14 protein-coding genes are annotated in these 21000 nt (G+C 51.0%); 7 read left to right on the forward strand and 7 right to left on the reverse strand.

Annotated features, from left to right (window positions below; all coding sequences use genetic code 11):
- Positions 1-26: 26 nt before the first annotated feature.
- A complete protein-coding gene (locus tag LG384_RS11175) occupies positions 27-1220 on the reverse strand; it encodes a sugar transporter (RefSeq protein ID WP_045442742.1) in 1194 nt (397 codons plus the stop codon).
- 292 nt (positions 1221-1512) lie between these two features.
- Positions 1513-2388 carry a LysR family transcriptional regulator gene (locus LG384_RS11180; RefSeq protein WP_200013210.1) on the reverse strand — a complete coding sequence of 292 codons (876 nt, stop codon included), beginning with the start codon at positions 2386-2388 and terminating at the stop codon, positions 1513-1515.
- 105 nt (positions 2389-2493) lie between these two features.
- Between LG384_RS11180 and sad the strand changes: the two genes are divergently transcribed.
- The 7 genes from sad to LG384_RS11215 all read left to right on the forward strand — a co-directional run bounded on the left by sad (position 2494) and on the right by LG384_RS11215 (position 10205).
- Positions 2494-3882 carry a succinate-semialdehyde dehydrogenase gene (gene sad / locus LG384_RS11185; protein ID WP_225760903.1) on the forward strand — a complete coding sequence of 463 codons (1389 nt, stop codon included), beginning with the start codon at positions 2494-2496 and terminating at the stop codon, positions 3880-3882.
- 102 nt (positions 3883-3984) lie between these two features.
- A complete protein-coding gene (locus LG384_RS11190; RefSeq protein ID WP_225760904.1) occupies positions 3985-5562 on the forward strand; it encodes a methyl-accepting chemotaxis protein in 1578 nt (525 codons plus the stop codon).
- A 62-nt stretch (positions 5563-5624) separates the two neighbouring features.
- On the forward strand, positions 5625-6551 hold the full coding sequence (gene glsB, locus LG384_RS11195) for a glutaminase B (protein ID WP_045442746.1): 927 nt from the start codon (positions 5625-5627) through the stop codon (positions 6549-6551).
- Complete coding sequence (locus LG384_RS11200; protein ID WP_225760905.1) at positions 6551-6910, forward strand: DUF4186 domain-containing protein; 360 nt, start codon at positions 6551-6553, stop codon at positions 6908-6910. The genes glsB and LG384_RS11200 overlap by 1 nt, the downstream gene beginning before the upstream one ends.
- Before the next feature lie 80 nt (positions 6911-6990).
- The gene (locus LG384_RS11205; protein WP_045442748.1) at positions 6991-7518 is read left to right on the forward strand and encodes a GNAT family N-acetyltransferase; all 528 of its coding nucleotides are present in this window, start codon (positions 6991-6993) and stop codon (positions 7516-7518) included.
- A 106-nt stretch (positions 7519-7624) separates the two neighbouring features.
- The gene (locus tag LG384_RS11210) at positions 7625-9076 is read left to right on the forward strand and encodes a tagaturonate reductase (protein ID WP_225760906.1); all 1452 of its coding nucleotides are present in this window, start codon (positions 7625-7627) and stop codon (positions 9074-9076) included.
- A gap of 214 nt (positions 9077-9290) precedes the next feature.
- Positions 9291-10205, forward strand: coding sequence for a bestrophin family protein (locus tag LG384_RS11215; RefSeq protein ID WP_045442753.1), 915 nt, complete (start codon positions 9291-9293; stop codon positions 10203-10205).
- An 8-nt stretch (positions 10206-10213) separates the two neighbouring features.
- On the opposite strand, the gene LG384_RS11220 is transcribed toward LG384_RS11215, so the two are convergent.
- The 5 genes from LG384_RS11220 to LG384_RS11240 form a co-directional block, all read right to left on the reverse strand.
- Positions 10214-10591, reverse strand: a complete 378-nt coding sequence (locus LG384_RS11220; RefSeq protein WP_045442757.1) for a GFA family protein — start codon at positions 10589-10591, stop codon at positions 10214-10216.
- Positions 10592-10753: 162 nt separating this feature from the next.
- Positions 10754-11512, reverse strand: coding sequence for a trans-aconitate 2-methyltransferase (gene tam, locus LG384_RS11225; protein ID WP_048221472.1), 759 nt, complete (start codon positions 11510-11512; stop codon positions 10754-10756).
- Positions 11513-11656: 144 nt separating this feature from the next.
- A complete protein-coding gene (locus tag LG384_RS11230) occupies positions 11657-11929 on the reverse strand; it encodes a hypothetical protein (RefSeq protein ID WP_045442764.1) in 273 nt (90 codons plus the stop codon).
- Positions 11930-11965: 36 nt separating this feature from the next.
- On the reverse strand, positions 11966-12142 hold the full coding sequence (locus LG384_RS23385) for a YnfU family zinc-binding protein (protein WP_223306989.1): 177 nt from the start codon (positions 12140-12142) through the stop codon (positions 11966-11968).
- A 218-nt stretch (positions 12143-12360) separates the two neighbouring features.
- The gene (locus LG384_RS11240) at positions 12361-20949 is read right to left on the reverse strand and encodes a GH36-type glycosyl hydrolase domain-containing protein (RefSeq protein ID WP_225760907.1); all 8589 of its coding nucleotides are present in this window, start codon (positions 20947-20949) and stop codon (positions 12361-12363) included.
- Between the last annotated feature and the right edge of the window lie 51 nt (positions 20950-21000).

Below are 21000 nucleotides of genomic sequence, written 5' to 3' on the forward strand. Positions count from 1 at the left end.
GATATTCCTGTCGGGCCTGGTTTTCACTACTGCTGAGGTTGTTCTTCCAGCGTAACTGGCCATTTGCGAAATATAATCACCGCCCATATCAGTGCAATAACGGCAGGCAGGGCACCTACGTAGCCAATCGTAGACATTGACCAGTGCAGGCTCACCTGATTTCCCACCAGCGCTCCTGCGCCAATACCAATATTAAAAATACCGGAGAACAGCGCCATGGCAACATCGGTGGCATCCGGTGCCAGCGCCAGCACTTTCACCTGCATCCCCAGACCTATCACCATAATGGCAATACCCCAGAAAATACTCAGTATGGCAAGGTGCATTTCGCTGTCGGCGGCAGGAAGCAACAGTACCAGGCACACCGTCAACAATGCGATGGCACTACCTATCAGCGCGGAGGAGTATTGATTCCCCAGTTTGCCAAAGATAATGCTGCCGATAATGCCAGCCCCGCCCAGAATCAGCAGTAGCACGGTAGCGAAGTTTGCGCTTAGTCCGGCGACGGTCTGAACGAAAGGCTCTATATAGCTGTAAGCGGTGTAGTGCGCGGTGACTACAATAACCGTCAACAGATAGAGGCTCATCAGTGCCGGACGACGGAACAACAGTGGAAGACTTTTTAAAGAACCGGAATGTTCGCTGGGCAGTTTTGGTAGCAGTTTAACCAGACAGACCAGGGTAACAAGTGCGCCCATACCGATAGCGAAGAAGGTGGTGCGCCAGCCAAAATACTGACCGACGATACGCCCGATCGGCAGACCTAACACCATCGCCAGTGCGGTCCCGGTGGCAATCAGGCTCAAAGCCTGCGCACGTTTACCGGCAGGTGCCAGCCGGATGGCCAGCGACGCGGTAATTGACCAGAAAATGGCGTGCGCAAAAGCAATACCAATACGGCTAATAACCAGCACAGTAAAATTCCACGCCAGAAAAGAGAGCACATGACTGGCGATGAACAGAATGAAAAGGCAAATAAGAAGTTTGCGCCGTTCGACCTGGCTGGTGAGCAGCATAAAAGGCAGCGACATCAGTGCGACAACCCAGGCATAGATTGTCAACATGATCCCGACCTGAGCGGTCTGCATACCAAAACTTTGCGCGATGTCTGACAGCAAACCAACGGGGACGAACTCAGTGGTATTAAAAATAAAAGCGGCAATTGCAAGCGTAACTACCCGTAGCCACGCGACCTTGCGGGAAACAGTGTTTGTTGTCATATAAATTAGTCGGGTTAGTTGCGAAAAGGTGAGGCCATGATCTTAAAACGTTTACTGGCTAAAATACAAACATTTCGTGATTCAGATCTCGTTTTTTGCCCGTATGTTACAGGCTGGTCACGTTGTAATACGAACAGAAGAAGAGATGAGGTCTAATCATAAAGCCATAATAAGTGACATTGTCACTTATTCGGTGTTGCACATATGACCAGTCTGACGACAGTTATGGCGGATTCACACGATAAGTGGAGTGAGAATCGCTTCCTTGTCATCGCCATCTGACTGACGTCGGTTAATCTGAGTTTTGTGAGAGTTGAGGGGTCAGTACTTCAATGAACGCCTCCAGTTGCCGCGTCATACCCCCACGACGCCAGACCAGCCAGGTATTCAGCCAACGCCAGTTTTCACTAAGCGGCCAGGCATTAACCTGATGATGCCCCGGCATGCTTTCCAGCATTGAACGCGGTATTAGCGCAATTCCGGCTCCGGCGATGACGCAGGCGAGCATGCCATGATACGACTCCATTTCATGGATTGTGCCAGGCATTGCGCGATCGGCATGAAACCAGCTTTCAAAATGGCGGCGGTATGAGCAATTAGCGCGAAAGGCGTAAATACTGCAACCATTGACGTCGCTGGCCCGATGGATCGGGGCGTGTCCGTGGGGGGTGACAATCATCATCTCCTCACGGTATACCGGCATTCCTTCAAGCCCTGGGTGAGTAATCGGACCGTCAACAAATGCGGCATTCAGCGTACCTTCCAGTACACCGTCCAGCATGGTGCCTGAGGGGCCTGTTGCCAGCGCAAACTGGATTTTGGGGTAGCGTTGATTATATTCCGCCAGTGTTGCAGGGATGCGGACCGCCGCTGTACTTTCAAGCGATCCGAGAGAGAACAGTCCTTGCGGTTCATCCCCGGCGACAACCATTCTCGCTTCTTGCACTAATGCCAGGATCCGCTGGCTGTAGCGTAGAAAGTTATGCCCGGAGGGGGAAAGCCTGAGACGCTGGTTTTCACGAATAAACAGATCGACGCCCAGATCGGCTTCAAGCTGGCGAATACGCGTAGTGAGATTGGATGGCACACGGTGTACCTTTGCGGCCGCCTGCGTAATGCTGCCGGTCTCTGCAACAGCATTGAACATTTCCAGTTGCGTCAGATCCATTGTTTTTCTCTATTCGTGAATGGTGTGGTTAATATTATTCATTTTTCATAAAGAGTAAATACGCTCATGATATAACCATATCCTGCGATAAAGAGAGTAAGACCTATGACCATCACAGCAGCAACACATGCTATTTCCGTCGATCCCTCCAATGGCGAAATATTAACGGCGATGCCGTGGGCCAGTGCTGATGAGATTGCACATGCACTAGACCTTGCAGCACGTGGATTCAATGAATGGAAACTTACGACCGTTGCGTATCGGGCGCAGATGCTACGTAATGTCGGACAGGCACTTCGCCTGCGTGCAGAAGAAATGGCTCAGTGCATTTCGCGTGAAATGGGCAAGCCACTCAGACAGGCTCGTGCTGAAGTTGCGAAGTCCGCCGCCTTATGCGACTGGTATGCAGAACATGGTCCGGCGATGCTTAACCCGGAACCAACGCTGGTTGAGAATCAGCAGGCGGTGATTGAGTATCGCCCTTTGGGCACAATTCTGGCGGTAATGCCGTGGAACTTCCCACTCTGGCAGGTCATGCGTGGTGCAGTGCCAGTTTTGCTGGCCGGGAATGGCTATTTGTTAAAGCATGCGCCTAACGTGACCGGATGTGCGGAGATAATCGCGCAGGTGTTTGCTGATGCCGCAATACCTGTTGGCGTCTATAACTGGGTTAATGCAGATAATGCCGGGGTCAGCCAAATGATCAATGACCCACGTATTGCGGCGGTAACGGTGACCGGCAGTGTGCGTGCTGGCGCGGCGATAGGCGCTCAGGCCGGAGCGGCGCTCAAGAAATGCGTGCTGGAGCTTGGCGGTTCCGATCCGTTTATTGTCCTCAATGATGCCGATCTGGATCTGGCTGTTAAGGCCGCTGTAGCAGGGCGTTATCAGAATACCGGACAGGTTTGTGCTGCGGCAAAGCGCTTTATCGTTGAAGAAGGGATTGCAGCAGAATTTACTGAACGTTTTGTGGCGGCTGCCAGTGCGTTAAAGATGGGTTCTCCGTTGAATGAAGAGAATGAACTCGGACCGATGGCTCGTTTTGATCTGCGTGATGAACTGCATCAGCAGGTAGAAGCCTCGCTGGCGCAAGGGGCACGATTGCTACTGGGTGGGGAAAAAATTGCCGGCAAGGGTAACTATTATGCTGTGACGGTACTGGGCGATGTGACCCCTGAAATGACGGCTTTCCGTCAGGAGCTGTTTGGTCCGGTCGCGGCGATCACCGTGGCGAAAAATGCTGAGCATGCGTTAGCGCTCGCCAATGACAGTGATTTTGGTTTGTCGGCAACACTTTTCACCGCTGATGAGGCGCTGGCTCAGGAAATGGCCTCACGTCTGGAGTGTGGCGGTGTGTTTATCAATGGCTTTAGTGCGAGTGATGCACGCGTCGCTTTTGGTGGCGTGAAGAAAAGTGGCTTTGGTCGCGAGCTTTCGCATTTTGGTCTGCATGAGTTTTGTAATGTGCAGACCGTCTGGAAAAACCGTATCTGATCTTACTGGTGCCTCTAAGGGGGCACCTGTCTTATTTCTGCCATGTTTCTGTCATTTACTCTGCGTACACTCGCGTTTAACGCTTTGATACAGAAGAGTATTATGAACTTAATGCAAATTTTTCGTCGCCTTGCTTCCCGTCAGTTTGGTCTGTTAACCGGTATTTTCTGCATTATTACGCTGTTCTCTGTTTTGCAGGTGGCGACTTCGTTAATGCTTTCCGATTCTGTCACTGATGCTCAACATAATGAGCAACGTAATCAATTAGCGCTTTTGCAGCAGGCGAAGGTCGATGAGGCGAGGGTTGCGCTATTGTCCGCCAGCGATTTGCTTAACCGTGCCGGGGTCTATTTTATGCAGGACGCCGCTACTGGTTCGGAGGGGAGTTGGCGCCCGCTAATGGAGGAGGCGTATCGCGCACTGACGCAGTCAAAAAATGCCTGGGATTCCTGGATCAGCCTGAACCCTCATCAGGATCCTGAACTGATGACGAGTTATCAGCGCTTTTATAGCGGAATTCAGGAACAGGCGGATGGACTGATGCAAACCAATTCTATTGATGCGTTTTTTGCCGTTCCTGTTCAGGCGTTTCAGACGGATTTTAACGAAAACTATGCACGCTTTCAGAAAGATGGCGGACGGCGAGTTGAAGCCGGGCGGCAGCAACTTCTGACCAGTCTCGAAGGGTTGCAGCATCTTTTTTTATTTATCCCTGTCGTGCTGGTAGTCATTGCGATTCAGGTCTGGTGGGGAATGTCCCGCTGGGTTATCACTCCTTTGCGGCGGCTAATAGATCATATTGATATTCTGGCGGCGGGCGATCTTTCCCGGCCGACGCCAGTTGTGAGTCAGTTTAATCGTGAGGTTTCACAGCTAAGCTCACGAATTGATGCAATGCAGCAGGGATTGCGTGTGTTGGTGCAGCAAGTTAATGATGCCACAACATCAATGGTGGGGAATATCAGCCAACTTGCGCAAAGTAATAAGCAGTTGTATCAGCAGTCGGCAAAACAAAGTGAGGAACTGAATTCCGTCACTTCGCATATTTCGTTTCTGGAAACGCATGTGGAAGATAACAGTGGTTTTGCCCAACTGGCTAATCAGCGTGCTGTGCAGGCTCGGGATATCGCTGCTGGTGGCGATCGCATGATGGCAACGGTAAACCAGTCAATGCAGGCTATTGTGGGCCGGTCATCAGAAATGCGTGGAATTATAACGCTTATCGACACTATCGCTTTTCAGACGAAAATTCTGGCGTTAAATGCGGCCATTGAAGCGGCGCACGCCGGGGAGCAAGGGCGTGGGTTTGCGGTAGTTGCAAAAGAGGTTGGATTGTTGGCGCAAAAAAGTAGCCAGTCTACGCAGAATATTCAGGCGTTGATTCATCATTCCTTACTGGGGATTGAAGAGGGGTTCAATGCGGTTAACGTGCTGGATGAGAATTTACATCAGGTTATCTCATTAGTGGAAAACCTGGGGGATTTACTGAATGATATTTCAGGTGCGACCCTCAATCAGGGGAGCAGTATTCATCAGTTGACCAACCAGTTGCAGTCGCTTAACCGTGCTGCCATGCAAACCAGTGAACTGGTGAATGCTGCATCTGAATCGTCCCTGCAACTGCATAATGATTCCCATCAGTTAATGCAGGCCGTTGCCAGATTCCGTCTTCCGGTCTGACGCTGTGTATTCAGCTCTGTTATACTCGCAGGCCTTTCAGACCTGCGAGCAAGGAGCATGTTGTGGCCAGGGCCATGGACAATTCAATTTTAGAGACCATTGTGCAGCAGGTTCGCCCGCTGATTGGTCAGGGTAAAGTCGCTGATTACATCCCCGCATTAGCTTCCGTCGATGGTTCAAAACTGGGCATTGCCATTTGTACCGTTGATGGTCAGCACTATCAGGCGGGCGATGCGCAGGAGCGTTTTTCTATTCAGTCAATCTCGAAGGTGCTCAGCCTTGTCGTGGCGATGCGTCATTATCAGGAAGAGGAGATCTGGCAGCGTGTAGGCAAGGATCCCTCAGGACATCCGTTTAATTCTCTGGTTCAGCTTGAAATGGAACAGGGGATACCACGCAATCCCTTCATCAACGCCGGAGCACTGGTGGTCTGCGATATGCTGCAAGGCCGTCTAAGCGCACCGCGCCAGCGCATGCTTGAAGTCGTTCGGGCGCTTAGTGGCGTTTCGGATATTGCCTATGATGCGACGGTCGCCCGCTCGGAGTTTGAGCATTCGGCCCGCAATGCAGCGATTGCCTGGCTCATGAAATCCTTTGGTAATTTTCACCATGATGTCACTACTGTTCTGCAAAATTACTTCCACTACTGCGCGCTTAAGATGAGTTGCGTGGAGCTGGCGCGTACCTTCGTGTTTTTGGCCAATCAGGGTCATGCCTTTCATCTTAATGAGCCGGTGGTCACGCCACTGCAGGCCCGGCAGATTAATGCACTGATGGCAACCAGTGGTATGTATCAGAACGCAGGTGAATTTGCGTGGCGGGTCGGACTTCCGGCGAAATCCGGCGTCGGCGGTGGAATTGTAGCGATTGTGCCACATGAGATGGCGATTGCAGTCTGGAGTCCGGAACTGGATCCCGCAGGTAATTCACTGGCAGGGATCGCAGTACTGGAACAGTTAACCCAACAACTGGGGCGTTCAGTTTACTGATGATTTCGCTTGATCCTCTTTTTTCCCGACTGGCGAAGTCGACATTTCGTTCACGGTTTCGCCTTGGTGAGAAAGAAAGGCAGTACTGCAGAGATAAAGGTGCGCCGGTTATTGAACAACATGCTGCAGACTTTATTGCTAAACGACTGGCACCGGCATATCCCGTTAATGATGGCAAGCAAACACCGATGCGTGGACACCCGGTGTTTATCGCCCAACATGCCACGGCAACTTGCTGTCGCGGGTGTCTGGCAAAATGGCATGATATTCCCCAGGGACAACCGCTGAGCGCAGAGCAGAAACGTTACGTTGTCACGGTAATTTATCACTGGTTAGTGATCCAGATGAACCAGCCATAGATAACATAATCCTATGATACGACTCCTTGTGTTGTGCAGATGTTAAACGCAGTATGAAGGAGTCTATCTAAGGAGCATAAATGGTTACCTGTAAACCCTGTTTTGTGCTGAGCGCGGATCAGATTCTGAAGAGAATCAATGAGCTTGGCGATATCCTTGAGCTGTGCGTGAATGACGGCGCATCCGTGAGTTTTGTTTACCCCTTTAATCGTGATAAATCGCTGCCTTTCTGGGCGAGCGTTGCGCAAAGCGTTACCCGTGGAGAAAGAATCGTTCTTGTTAGCGAAAATTCGCAGGGAACCCTTGTTGGTACAGTTCAACTCATTATCGATCAACCTGAAAACCAGCCTCATCGTGCCGATGTCGCCAAATTACTGGTACATCCGTCAGCGCGACGTAGCGGTGTTGCCAGGGAATTGATGAATGCGCTTGAGGACTGCGCACGTCAACAACATAAATCGCTGCTGGTACTCGATACAGCTACGGGCAGTGGCGCTGAGTTGTTCTACCACAATTGCGGTTGGCAAAAAGTAGGGGTCATACCTGACTATGCACAAATGCCTGATGGGGCGCTGACCGGGACCACACTTTTCTATAAAACTCTCTAATTTGTCGCCGGGGATTGATCAAAACAGGGTTTCAATGTATTAAAGTTTGCTAACCTATTGGACCAATTCAATCAGGTTGTATGACTAATCAAAAAGGGAACCCATTGTGCAAACACTAAATCGTCGCGATTTTCCCGGTGCTCACTATCCTGAACGTATTATTCAGTTTGGTGAAGGAAACTTCCTGCGCGCCTTTGTTGACTGGCAAGTTGATCTGCTGAATGAGCATACCGATCTGAATTCCGGTGTGGTCATTGTTCGTCCTATCGAAAGTACATTTCCGCCTTCACTGAGCACACAGGATGGTCTCTATACCACAATCATTCGCGGTCTGAATGAAAAAGGAGAGGCCGTTAGCGAGGCGCGTTTAATTCGCTCAGTTAACCGTGAGATCAGCGTCTATAGCGAATACGATGAGTTCCTGAAGCTGGCGCATAATCCTGATATGCGCTTTGTTTTCTCCAACACAACTGAAGCCGGTATTAGTTACCATGCGGGTGACAAATTCGACGATGCACCGGCGGTGAGCTACCCGGCAAAACTGACCCGTCTGCTTTTCGAGCGCTACACCCATTTCGATGGGGCGCTGGATAAAGGCTGGATCATCATTCCTTGTGAGCTGATTGATTACAATGGCGATGCGCTGCGTGAATTGGTGCTGCGTTACGCTCAGGAATGGGAATTGCCAGAAACGTTTGTGCAATGGCTGGATCAGGCAAACGCATTTTGTTCCACGCTGGTGGACCGTATTGTGACCGGTTATCCGCGTGATGAAGTCGCGAAGCTTGAAGCGGAGTTGGGTTATCACGATGCCTTCCTTGATACTGCTGAACACTTTTACCTGTTTGTTATTCAGGGGCCGAAGACATTAGCGTCTGAACTGCGTCTGGATAAATATCCGCTAAATGTGCTGATTGTGGATGACATCAAGCCGTATAAAGAGCGTAAAGTCGCAATTCTGAACGGTGCGCACACCGCTCTGGTTCCGGTGGCCTTCCAGGCTGGGCTGGATACAGTGGGTGAAGCGATGAATGATGCCGAGGTGTGCGCTTTCGTCGAAAAAGCTATCTATGAAGAGATTATTCCGGTACTGGATTTGCCACGTGATGAATTGGCTTCGTTCGCCAGTGCAGTAACGGGGCGTTTCTGTAATCCGTACATCAAGCATCAGTTGCTGTCTATTGCGCTGAACGGTATGACCAAATTCCGCACCCGTATTCTACCGCAGTTGCTGGCAGGGCAGCAGGCCAGCGGCAAACTGCCGGCGCGCCTGACGTTCGCTCTGGCGGCGTTGATTGCTTTTTATCGTGGGGAGCGTAACGGTGAGTCTTACCCGGTTCAGGATGATGCACATTGGATTGAGCGTTTTCAGCAGCTGTGGGCTCAGCATCATGACCGACAGATCAGCACCGCAGAGCTGGTAAAATCCGTTCTGGCTGTAAAAGATCACTGGGAACAGGACCTGACGCAGGTTCCCGGGCTGGTGGAACAGGTTTCTGCCGATCTGGATACGATTCTGGTGAAAGGCATGCGTGAAGCCGTAAAACCGCTTTGCTAATTTGCTGATCCAATAACCCGGCCCTGGCCGGGTTTTTCGTACTGCCTGATTAGTTACAACATACGGATGTTTCTCTTAAATCATACAGTCTGTGACGCTTGTGCTGACTGTTTCTTGCAGTGGTAGAAGTGCGGAATTAACTGTCGGGATGTGCTTGCAACATTGATCACGATCACGTTTAATGGCGCGGCTTTCACATTTTTCGAAGATAACCATGATCGTTCGACCTCAACAACACTGGCTACGCCTGATTTTTGTCTGGCACGGTTCAGTTTTATCCAAGATTTTTTCACGTCTGCTCCTGAATTTCCTGCTCTCCATCGCCGTTATTATCATGCTGCCGTGGTATACGATGCTGGGTATCAAATTTACGCTGGCGCCATTTAGCATCCTGGGCGTCGCAATTGCTATCTTTTTAGGTTTTCGCAACAACGCCTGCTATTCACGTTACGTTGAAGCCCGGCATTTGTGGGGACAGTTGATGATTGCTTCCCGATCGCTGTTGCGCGAAGTGAAAACTACCTTACCGGACGACGGTGAATTGCGGCAATTCGTTAACTTGCAAATTGCGTTTGCGCACTGTTTGCGTATGACTTTGCGCCGGCAGCCACAGTCGGAACCGCTGGTGAAATACCTCAGTGCGACAGATTTGCAGACCGTGTTTGCTTCGCAGTCCCCGGCAAACCGCATCCTGTTGCTGATGGGGGAATGGTTAGCTGTTCGCAGGCGCAGCGGTCAGCTCTCTGATATATTATTCCATAGTTTAAACAATAGGTTAAATGATATGTCAGCGGTACTGGCGGGGTGCGAACGAATTGCGAATACCCCCGTGCCGTTTGCCTACACGTTGATCCTGCATCGTACTGTTTATCTGTTTTGTATCATGCTGCCATTCGCATTGGTGGTGGATCTGCACTATATGACGCCGTTTATCTCAGTGCTTATTTCCTATACCTTTATCTCTCTCGACACGCTGGCTGAAGAACTCGAAGATCCGTTTGGCACGGAGAATAATGATTTGCCGCTCGATGCTATTTGTAATGCGATAGAAATAGATTTGCTGCAGATGAACGATGAAGCGATTGTTCCAGCTAAGCGCATGCCGGATAAGCATTATCAGCTGACGTAAAAGAGATTTCAGTTAACCTCTTTTTGCCACCATGTCGGTTGCATGTCTGTAAAAGAGTGGAACTCCGGAGCAAGATCCGCATCATTCGGATCGTCAAAACCTCCGACTAATAATGCAATGACGGGGGCGTCATCGATGGCGCCCACTGAACTTCCACACTGCTGACAAAAAGCTCTGCTGGACGTATCCGAAGAACGCCACGTCGTTGGCTTACCGGATTTGCCTGTCCATTCCACATTCCCGGCATTAAACTCAATCCATACTACTGTGGGCGCACCCGTATGCTTGCGGCAAATGTCACAGGAGCAGGTATGTGAATTATTGGGGTTGGTGGCAGTAAAACGAATTGAACCGCACAGACAACCGCCAGTGTAGATTTTTGACATGACAACTCTCGCCAGTTAAACGTTTTCAGACACTAGCAGATGAAAGGCTTTACCACTAGATTCTGATCTTAAAAAGGCGAAGGCGCGCATAATCAATAATGAGATCTGGCCTTCTCTGTATTAGCCTCTGTAATAAAGAGGCCAATATCGAATTCAATGAGGTTAAAAATCGCGTCGGGCAACAATAAACAGGCGTGGAAATGCCAGCAGGATATTACCGTTTTCCTGAAGTGGATACTGTTCCTGTAGAAGTTCATGGTAGCGCGCCAGATAATTACGCTGTTCACTTTCACTCAGCTCCTGCAACCATGGGCGTAGCCCCGTCGAGCTGACCCAATCAATAATCGACTGATGTGACTCCATAATGTGGTAATAGGTTGTGCGCCAGATATCCACGTCGCATCCCGCTTCAGTCAAAATGTCATAATAGGCATGCACACCGGGGAGCGGCGTGCGTCCCCGATCGGGATAACCCTGCTCATAGGCTACTTCACGCATCAGGACATGTGTCGGTTCCTGCCAGTTATCTGGCATTTGTACGGCAAGCACTCCGTTGTAGTTCAACAGGGATACCAGTTGTGGGAACAATTCATAGTGGTCAGGAACCCACTGCAGGGAAGCATTCGCGTAAAGCAGATCAAATGACTGTTCCGGCCGAAACTTGCTGATATTGGCTTCAACAAAGTGGCAGTCTGGCAGCGCTTTACGCGCTTCATTAAGCATGTTGGGTGATGAATCCACCCCGATGATTCTGGCCGATGGCCAGCGCTGATGTAGCAACGTCGTGCTGTTTCCCGGACCGCAGCCCAGATCGACGACTGTACGTGCATTTTCTAACGCCACTCTGCTCAGTAATTCTGCCGCAGGTCTTGTACGTTCGCTGGCGTATTGCAGATAGAGGGAGGGGTTCCAGTCGGCCATGTTTGATTCTCCTGTATGGGATGGAGTCGGTCTGAATCCAGAGCAGGCTGCTGCTCTTTAAGATTACGACATATGGCCGATCATTACGTGTATTAACCGCAAATTTCTCGTAGAGCATCAATTATTCTTGTGCTAATGGATATATTAATAATATTCAAGCAATTGCCGTCCAGATTCGTCTTCTTCAAGATATTCAAAGGAGAGAAGACGAATTTTGGTATGGTTATAAAACCATTCATTCTCGTTTCGTTGAATAATGTCCCCAGTTTTGAAACATATGCCGGATGCTGCCCGCACGATTGCATATTTCCCATTATTAAACATAACTCTGTGGATACAAAAGGGTTGGCTGGCTTCTCCTAACAGTCGGTTGGCAATGATATCACCTTCAATAAAAACAGCTTTTCTGGTTTTCATAAGCTTTACCTTTAACTTTAAGGATTGGGATGCCTGTTAACCACCAATGCACCAGCATTCTGACGGGCGAAATAGCAGCCCGCAGGCAGGGCACTCCAGAACAGCATCCTTGCGCATTTTCCCGGCTTTTTGATCTGCTATGTGGGCACATACCGGACAGGTTACGTGTACGGGTCTTTCTTTGAATTGTCTGAGTCCATCTGTGTAAGACATAAATTAATACTCTGTAGAATGTATTATTAATTATACGCCTTTGTTTAATAATATTTGATTTATGTTGTGTATATTTAATCCAGTGCTTGAGTTTCTTCTGACAATTCAATGCAAGCAAAAAAAGAAGAGAGGATAAATCGCGATGCAGACCGCGTTTGATGTTCTCAGAGATAGTCAGCGCATTAACGGCGGACGTTAATGCGCATATTTAACGAGCTTCAGTTTTGAAGGATATCAACAGTATGAGATTGTCCATCATCCCACAGCGAGATTCTGTCATCAGATAGAAGAACGCCATCCAGTATGACCTGGTATTCACTATCACTGCGCGAAACGGTGATGTAATACTCACTGTTGCCATGCTGGTAGGTCATGCTTAAAGATGGCCAACCATCCGGCAATTGAGAATGAATGGTCAAAACCGTACCGGAACGTTTTATCCCCAGCAGTTCCTCTGTTAGCAGGCGGTATGCCCAACCTGCAGAACCGGTATACCAACTCCATCCCGCACGCCCGGTATGGGGCGCGATGCTGTAAACATCCGCACTCATGACATACGGTTCGGCTTTATAGATTTCGACTCCGTTTGCACTCAACGTGTGGTTTATTGGATTTATCATTGACCACAACTGCCACGCACGCGATGTATTGCCCATTCGGGCAAATGCCATCACTGCCCAGATGGCACCATGTGTATACTGTCCACCGTTTTCTCGCACGCCGGGCAGATAACCCTGAATGTAACCCGGATTAGGCCCGTGACCATCGAAAGGGGGGGTTAACAGTTTAATCAACCCGGCATCGTTATCGACCAGGTGCTTATCCAGTGCCAGCATGGCCCGCGCACTGTGGTCCGGGCTGGCTGCCCCGGACAATACGGACCAGCTTTGCGCAATCGCATCAATCCGGCAATCCTGAGAGGCTTTCGATCCCAGCGGAGTCCCATCGTCAAAATATCCTCGCCGGTACCATTCGCCATCCCAGGCTGAGGACTCGAGATTTTTTTGCAGGAGCAAGGCCTGCGAACGGCACATCGACGCGACAGTGGTATCCTGACGTTGTTCCGCCACTTCTGCGAAGCGCTGCAAAATATCGTACAGGAAGAATCCAAGCCAGACGCTTTCACCTTTACCTTCAATGCCGACCCGGTTCATCCCGTCATTCCAGTCCCCGGCCCCGATGAGCGGCAGGCCATGCGGCCCAAACTGTAGCCCATGCTGAATGGCTTTTACGCAGTGTAACCACAGCGATTCTTTTGTGTCACTGATGACAGGGGTATCGTAGACAGACTCTTCCCGGGGAGGGATCGGGCGGCCTTCCAGATACGGGATTGCCAGTTCCAGCACATTCATATCTCCCGTCGCTTCTACATAGTGGCAAACAGCGAGCGGGAGCCAGAGATAGTCATCCGAACAATGTGTACGCACGCCATTGCCGTGAGGTGGATGCCACCAGTGTTGCACATCTCCCTCAGCAAACTGTCTTGAGGCACAAAGCACAATTTGTTCGCGCAGACGTTCTGGTTCAGCATGGCTCAGAGCCAGTGTATCCTGCAACTGGTCGCGAAAACCAAATGCGCCGCCGGACTGATAATAACCACTACGCGCCATCAGACGACAGGCGATTGTCTGGTATAGCAGCCAGCCATTTACCAGCAAGTTAACGGTGGTATCAGGTGTGTGAACCTCGATTTTGTCCAGCACGCTGTGCCAGTAACTGTGTACCTTGTTCAACTCCTGGCGGGCGACTTCTTCATCCAAATAACGGGCGATTGTCACCTGGGCCTGAGCCTGGGTTTCCTCTGCGCCAAGAACAAAAATAAAGGTTCGCTGGTCACCATCAATTAATGTGGTCGCAGACTGTACCGCGCCACATGGATCCAGCCCGGCACCTGTTTTTCCTGAGAGCCTGCGTAATTTTATGGCTGCCGGGTAATGCAGGGAACCATTGCGGCCAATAAACTCACGGCGATCGCCTGTCAGTGAACAATGAGGGCCGCTGACGGCGAAAAAGGCGGTACGTTCATTACCGTTGGCACCGTAAAAATTATTGGCCATCACGCCGCAGCCATCCGGGATATTCGCAGAATGCGTCACAATATGCAGGGCCGATCGGGTTCGCGATTCCCCCAAAGCCCATTCCACATAGCCGGTAACGGACAGTTTACGCGTGCGCCCCGAATTGTTGCTGAGCGTCAGGATCGCCAGTTTGACGGGCTCCAGTTCAGCGACAAGTATCGTCAACTCACTGTCTATACCACTTTCACGATGAGAAAATACGCTGTAGCCGAAACCGTGACGGGTCAAATAATCACCCTGACCGCGTAGCGGTAACGTGGTCGGTGACCAGCAGGCACCGCTTTCTTCATCGCGCAGATAAAATGCTTCACCACTGCGGTCGCTGACCGGATCGTTTTCCCACGGTGTTAACCGGTATTCATGCGCATTCTCATACCAGCTGTAGGCTTGTCCGGCTTCCGAGATTACGCTACCAAAACGGGCGTTTGCCAGTACGTTGGACCAGGGGGCTGGAGGGGGCGCATTTTCCCTGAGTACAATCTGATACTCACGACCGTCCTGAGAAAACCCGCCGTAACCGTTGAAGTGGCGTAACTGACTGGTATCCGGTGTCCAGTCACTGTGTTGATTGTTCCGAACCGTAGTGTGGGGAATCAGTGGCCTGGCCAGAATTTTGGTTGTATGGATCCGCTGGTTGAGCTGTTCATTAATTCCACCCGCGCGGTCATCAAGGTACAAACAGGCCACACTCATTAGAAGCTGTTTATCCTCGGCGCTCAGATGCTCACCATTACGCACAAAAATCCCGCCGGATTTATCTACCAGATTTGCTTCTGACCCGGCATAAATTAAATCCATGATCTTATTTTGCAGTGTCTGTTGGTAGCCTCCTGGGCTGTTATTCATAATAACCAGATCCACTTCCAGACCTTTCAGCCGCCAGTAGCGATGCGCCTGAATAAGCGTGGTCACCGCGTCGATACTCTCTTCGCTGACGATACTGAGCAGGACAATCGGCAGGTCGCCGGAAATCGCCCAACCCCACAGGCCAGACTGACCCCGACGGTTACGGCTGATTACCTGGCTGTCGGCGCGTAATTCCTGGCAGGGGTAAAGCACCGCACTGGCGAGGCGATTAAATAGCGAAGCATCATCTTCACTGGCGTTCATCTGGCGTAATACCACCAGGCTGTGAGACCAGGCGACTTCGAAGACGCGATCAGCGATGGGGCGATCGCGATATTTTTCCAGCAGGGCCAGGCTTTGCTGACGACTTGCGCTGATGCCATAGACGATATCAACCGTCACTGGTTGTCCAGGTTGTAACGTAATTGTATGGCGTATTGCCAGAATGGGATCCAGCACTGACCCTGAGGTATTACTGAGTGGTCCATTTAAGCCAGTGGCAAACGCATTGGCCAGATTTCTGCCGCGCCCAAGAAATTTCGCTCTGTCGGTTTCAAACGAAGCGCCTTTATGGTTATCGCCACGCACGACCATCATGTGAAACAGGCAGGGACTCTGTTCGTCCGGCGAGCGCGGACGCCTGTGACAAAGGATGGCGTCACGGTCATTATCAAGCTCGGTCTGGATAAATAAATTACTGAATGCAGGATGCGCCAGATCGCTTGCTTCAGGTGCCAGTACCACTTCGGCATAGGTGGTTAGTTCGAAGGTTCTTGGCTGGCGACCACGATGTACCAGCGTCAGTCTGCGAAGCTCAATATCATCCTCCGGAGAGACCACAACCTGTGTTCTGACGCTCACTGTACCGAAATTACGCCTGAATTCTGCGCCGGCATCAGTAAAAATAACTTCATCACGGCTATCACCATTACTGACAGTTGGCTGCCAGGTATTGCTCCATACTTCTTCGGTCTGCGGATCGCGGATATAGCAAAATGCCCCCCAGTTATCCCGGGTGCTATCGCTGCGCCAGCGGGTGAGGGCAATATCGTTCCAGCGACTGTACCCTCCGCCGCCAGCGGTTAACATCAGATGGTAATGGCTGTTAGACAACAGCTGGACCTCGGGTACCGGACTGTCCACGTCGGTGAAAACACGCGGTTCATAGCGAACCGGTTTAACTCTTCCTTCATGAGATTCAAAATGACGGCGCGGGCTATAGAGATCGACTGCATCCGGTACGCGCTCCTGTAACAGCAGGCTTGCTGACTGGAAAGCGGTACTCGACATGAACCGGTCTGCCATTGGAGCATTAAGCAACACGTGGGCCAGTGCCTGGAATGCCATTCCCTGATGGTGCGCCATCCAGGACTGCACGATGGCATACAGTTGTCCGGTGGCGAGGCGTGATGGCGTATAGTCCAGCGCTTCATAGAAACCGTATTCGCCGCGCGCACCGTTTTTTTCCAGTTCGAGCAGATTCTCACAGGCTTTCTGTGGCGCAATCATCAGAGCCAGTAATGTGGCATAGGGGGCAACGACCATATCGTCAGCCAGCCCGCGTCTCAGACCCAGGCCAGGTACGCCAAACGCCTGATACTGATAATTATGCTGAACATCAAAAGCATGATAACCCGACTCTGACACGCCCCATGGCACACCGCGCTCTTTACCCCAGTCTATCTGGCGCTTAACCGCAGACTGGCTCATCTCATCAAGCAGACAGCCGGGCCAGGCAGGCATAACCAGATTCGGCATAAGATATTCAAACATCGAGCCGCTCCATGACATCAATGCGGTTTCATTGTCGATGGTAGTAAACAGTCGTCCCAGGGCATACCAGCTTTTGAGCGGCAGTTGGTTAGTCGCAATGGCGAGAAAACTGGTCAGACGGATTTCAGAGGGCAGGAGGTCATAGTGACTTTTATCCAGCGTATTGGTATCGCCGTTGTAGCCGACGCTGAGCAGATTGGTTGTTTCACTATAAAGGAAGGTGAAATCCATTTGCGCATGGTCGTTCAGTCGTTGCTCCAGTTCAGTGATAATGTCCAGTCTCATGCGTGCCAGGGTGATAGCCGAAGCAGGAGGCGTGCCTTCCCCGGTATGCTTCGCACGGGCAATCCAGCTCAGTGTCGGCAGCGTAGTGGTGTCATACGATGGCGGTAACCAGCCGAGCAAATGTGACCATTCATGACATACCTGAACCAGTTGATGCTCCAGATGCTCTGCCCAGCGCACCACAAGATGACTCTCTTGCTGGCACTGAGCTGTCAGATGATTACACTGGGCGCGCATTTTTTTAAGTTCACTGAACAACTGTACCGGAGGCAATGACATCGCGCTGAGGCAATGTTTGCGCAGCAGTCGCATACCGGTTGGCGTATTCTGTCCCCAGTGCTTCTCCAGAATAGCCATTGTGTCGTTCAACCCGGTCAGTATCTGCTCGCAGTTTAAAACCGGCTGATGACGCATAGCGCTCAGACCTTCGCGCAGAGTCAGTAAATGGCCTGCCATATTGCCGCTGTCAACGCTGGAGATATAACGTGGGCTGAGAGGCGCCAGCGTTCGGGTGTCATACCAGTTGTACAAATGACCGCGGAAGTGCTCCATTTTATCCAGCGTATCGAGAGTGAGCGTCACACGTTGCAAGACTTCGCCACCAGGCAGATAACCAAAATCCCAGGCCGTCAGGTTGGCCAGCAGAGAAAGGCCAATGTTAGTGGGAGAAGTGCGATGCGCGATTGTAGGTTGCGGTATTTCCTGGTAATTATCAGGTGGAAGCCAGTTCTCCTGCTCTGTAGCAAACGTTTCAAAGAAGGCCCATATTTCGCGGCTCGTCTGGCGTAACAACTGTTTTTGTTCCTGATTCGGTGAGAATGTTTTACGTACAGGCTGTCGGCTTAACCAGCTTAACAGCAGGGGAGTCAGACACCACGCTACGCTGACGGGTAGCGCAACGGTCAGAAGCAGTGGAGCAAAATGTGCCGTCAGAGCTGCAAAGGTCACACCGCTTGCCACATTCATCCACATCGCCCGATAAAAACGAAAAACTGAGATATGGGATTGCTGATTATCCGGGCTGTGGCTGGTCCACTGGTTGAGATTTTGGTGACTGATACCGAGGCGCCAGAGCGTCAAGCCAATCGCGTACAGCGAATATCCGGCTTCATGCGGTAATAACAAAAAGTTCAACCCGATGCTGGAAAGGCGCTTTAGTGCTCCGGCCGCGACCAGCAAGAGATGTTGTCTTAACGGACGGCGAAGAGGTTTATGCAGCAGATCGTAAGTGATGCTCAACATTGCAGGCAGCAGCCATACCAGTGCCAGCACGCCAAGCCAGTAAAACGGATTGGGTACCAAAAGCACGGAGGAAAACAGCAGTGCCAGCATAGAGGGGGCTACCAGGCTGCGACGCAAATTATCGAATAGTTTCCAGTATGATAGTGCGGATAACGGGTTTTTTCCCCGGCTTCCATCCGCCTTTCTGACGCGAAGTTTTAGCCAGTTCAGCAGTTGCCAGTCGCCACGGATCCAGCGGGTGCGGCGTGCAACGTCCGACAGATAGTTGTTCGGATACTGCTCATAGAGCAAAACCTCACTCAGTAGTCCGGAACGGGCATAGCATCCTTCCAGTAAATCATGGCTGAGGACCAGATTTTCCGGGCAGGTGTTGGTTGTGGCCTGGACAAAGGTATCGACATCATAAATGCCCTTGCCGACGAACGATCCTTCTCCAAAGAGATCCTGATAGATATCTGAAGACATCATTGAATAGGGGTTATTACCCGGAACGCTGCTGCGCATGGCGGCATAGCGTCCCTGGCCATTTCGTGGCATCTCTTCCGCCAGTCCGGGTTGTAAAATTCCGTATCCCTTAACGACTCTTTGACGCTGCGGATCATACTCTGGTCGATTCAGCGGGTGCGCCATCGTCGCGATCAGCTTATGTGCAGTATCGCGTGGCAGAACGGTATCGCTGTCCAGGGTGATGACATATTTAATGTGCCGTGGTAACAAATGCGCGGGCATGTCTGCCACGCTGGAAAATTGTGTTGTGGGATGGCGTAACCAGGAGTTCAGTGATGCCAGTTTGCCGCGCTTACGTTCATAACCCATCCACACACCTTGAGTGGGATTCCATTCAGGTTTTCGGTGCAGCAAATAAAAGCGCGGACGGCTGGCAGGATAGCGCTGGTTTAGCTCCTGCGTCTCTGCGATTGCCAGGTTTAACAGGTCGCTGTTACCTTCAGTATTTTCAAGTGTGGAGTCTGCAAAATCGGTAAGAAGGGCAAAGCAGAGGTTTTTATCCTGATTGCCGAGCCAGCACACTTCAAGACTGGTGAGCAGTTTGCTGATACTTTCATGGCGGGTCAGCATACAGGGAATAACCACCATTGTGGCGCAATCATCGGGGATCCCGGCTGAAAAATCCATCCGTGGCAGCGGGCGAGGGATTCGAAAACGTGTCGTCGCCTCGCTCAGCAGATCGCTCACTAACTGGCTGACAGCCACAATTAACGGCAATGCCATAGCGATTAGCAACCATCCCATTCCCTGCAGCGCCGTATCGTGCAATATAGCGGCTGTTGTTGCCGTGGTCAGCAGGCTCAGGCTACCCAGCCAGGACAGCAGGGGGATTTTATTGAAACTGTGCCGCAGGCGAATGAGTCCAGGTGTGTCAGCCGACAGTTGAATTTCCAGTTTCTGGCGTCCTTCACCTGCCAGATAATAGCCAATATGATGACCGGGCGTTTCGGGCTCCGCTTCCTGAGAAAGCAAGAGCACTCGGTTGGCCACTTCCAACTCACTGAAGTGACTGTCTCGCGCCAGAATTTCAATAACATGGCGGTAATGATCCCGTGTATCAAAGTGCATTCTGGAATAAATGGCAGCAGGGTCAAGACGTAAGGTCTGTTCAACCACGCTTATCGTCTCGACAAAATCTGCCCAGTTAGTTTCACTTAGTAATCGTAAACCGGCGATGCTGTTACTGACAGAAAGCTGACTGGCAGCAAGCTGTTGATTGAAGCTATGAATTAGCTCATCGGTAGTGACACCCTGTTCAGCCAGGCGCTGCTCAACCCAGGTCAAAGGTAACGCCAGTGCATTACCATGTCCCTGCAGACGACGGACCAGTTCTGCGACAAATGCACTACTCAACGGTGGGCGTGAGCGCGCCATATCGGCAATCACCAGGATTAAATCTGCAGGGGCGTTCTCCGCACACTCGAAAATCCGTGTTATCCAGCTATCTGCCAGGCTACGTTCTTGCTGCGCCTTAACGACTTCCATACTGACGCGACGCAGGTTTTCGATCAGGGCCAGTCGCAACATACCCGGTAAAGCCCAGACTTCCCCTAATGTTAGCGGTGTCACCTGTTGGTAGGCTGAGATATAGCTGGTCATGCTGGCGGTATCCCAGCGTCCGTCGCCATGCGCAATCGCCTCTGACGCTACATCGTATATGCGCGGGCAATTATGGGGAGATGTCAGAGAAGGAAGGCCTTTGCCGAAGCTTTTCGGCAAGTGCTGGCGAACGATACGGATTTGTTCCTCAATCAGATAGTAGTTGTCCAGTAACCACTCTCCGGCGGGCATAATGCTGTTTTTTTTCCCTGCATTAAGCTCATAGCAGTTTTGCGTGATCACGGCTTCATTATCACCAAGACGTTTGAGCAAATAGTAAGGCAGTTTGTCCGGTGATAATTTATGTGTGCGCGCAAGCTTTTGACCGTATCGTTCCATCTGAGGCGTCGAAAACAGCTCTGAACGCAGGTTATTATTATTGTCAGCGGTAGGATCATTAGCCGGAAACGAAACATGTCCGGAGGTATTCGTCAGGATTCGGGAGCGGCTAAACCACGCCCTGGGGTTCATTTTCATAGCGTTGCTCTGATGCGACATAGCGCGCAAGAGCAGTTGCGAAATCAGTTC

This window comes from Citrobacter sp. Marseille-Q3906, from assembly GCF_916618775.1.
Lineage (GTDB): Bacteria > Pseudomonadota > Gammaproteobacteria > Enterobacterales > Enterobacteriaceae > Citrobacter > Citrobacter murliniae.

What these genes read in the sequence shown, in the direction of transcription:
- sad (WP_225760903.1), top strand. Translation starts at nt 2,494, where the DNA reads ATGACCATCACAGCAGCAACACATGCTATTTCCGTCGATCCCTCCAAT.
- LG384_RS11190 (WP_225760904.1), top strand. Translation starts at nt 3,985, where the DNA reads ATGAACTTAATGCAAATTTTTCGTCGCCTTGCTTCCCGTCAGTTTGGT.
- LG384_RS11200 (WP_225760905.1), top strand. Translation starts at nt 6,551, where the DNA reads ATGATTTCGCTTGATCCTCTTTTTTCCCGACTGGCGAAGTCGACATTT.
- LG384_RS11215 (WP_045442753.1), top strand. Translation starts at nt 9,291, where the DNA reads ATGATCGTTCGACCTCAACAACACTGGCTACGCCTGATTTTTGTCTGG.
- LG384_RS11175 (WP_045442742.1), bottom strand. Translation starts at nt 1,220, where the DNA reads ATGACAACAAACACTGTTTCCCGCAAGGTCGCGTGGCTACGGGTAGTT.
- LG384_RS23385 (WP_223306989.1), bottom strand. Translation starts at nt 12,142, where the DNA reads ATGTCTTACACAGATGGACTCAGACAATTCAAAGAAAGACCCGTACAC.
- LG384_RS11240 (WP_225760907.1), bottom strand. Translation starts at nt 20,949, where the DNA reads ATGAAAATGAACCCCAGGGCGTGGTTTAGCCGCTCCCGAATCCTGACG.
- LG384_RS11205 (WP_045442748.1), top strand. Translation starts at nt 6,991, where the DNA reads ATGGTTACCTGTAAACCCTGTTTTGTGCTGAGCGCGGATCAGATTCTG.
- LG384_RS11180 (WP_200013210.1), bottom strand. Translation starts at nt 2,388, where the DNA reads ATGGATCTGACGCAACTGGAAATGTTCAATGCTGTTGCAGAGACCGGC.
- LG384_RS11220 (WP_045442757.1), bottom strand. Translation starts at nt 10,591, where the DNA reads ATGTCAAAAATCTACACTGGCGGTTGTCTGTGCGGTTCAATTCGTTTT.
- tam (WP_048221472.1), bottom strand. Translation starts at nt 11,512, where the DNA reads ATGGCCGACTGGAACCCCTCCCTCTATCTGCAATACGCCAGCGAACGT.
- LG384_RS11230 (WP_045442764.1), bottom strand. Translation starts at nt 11,929, where the DNA reads ATGAAAACCAGAAAAGCTGTTTTTATTGAAGGTGATATCATTGCCAAC.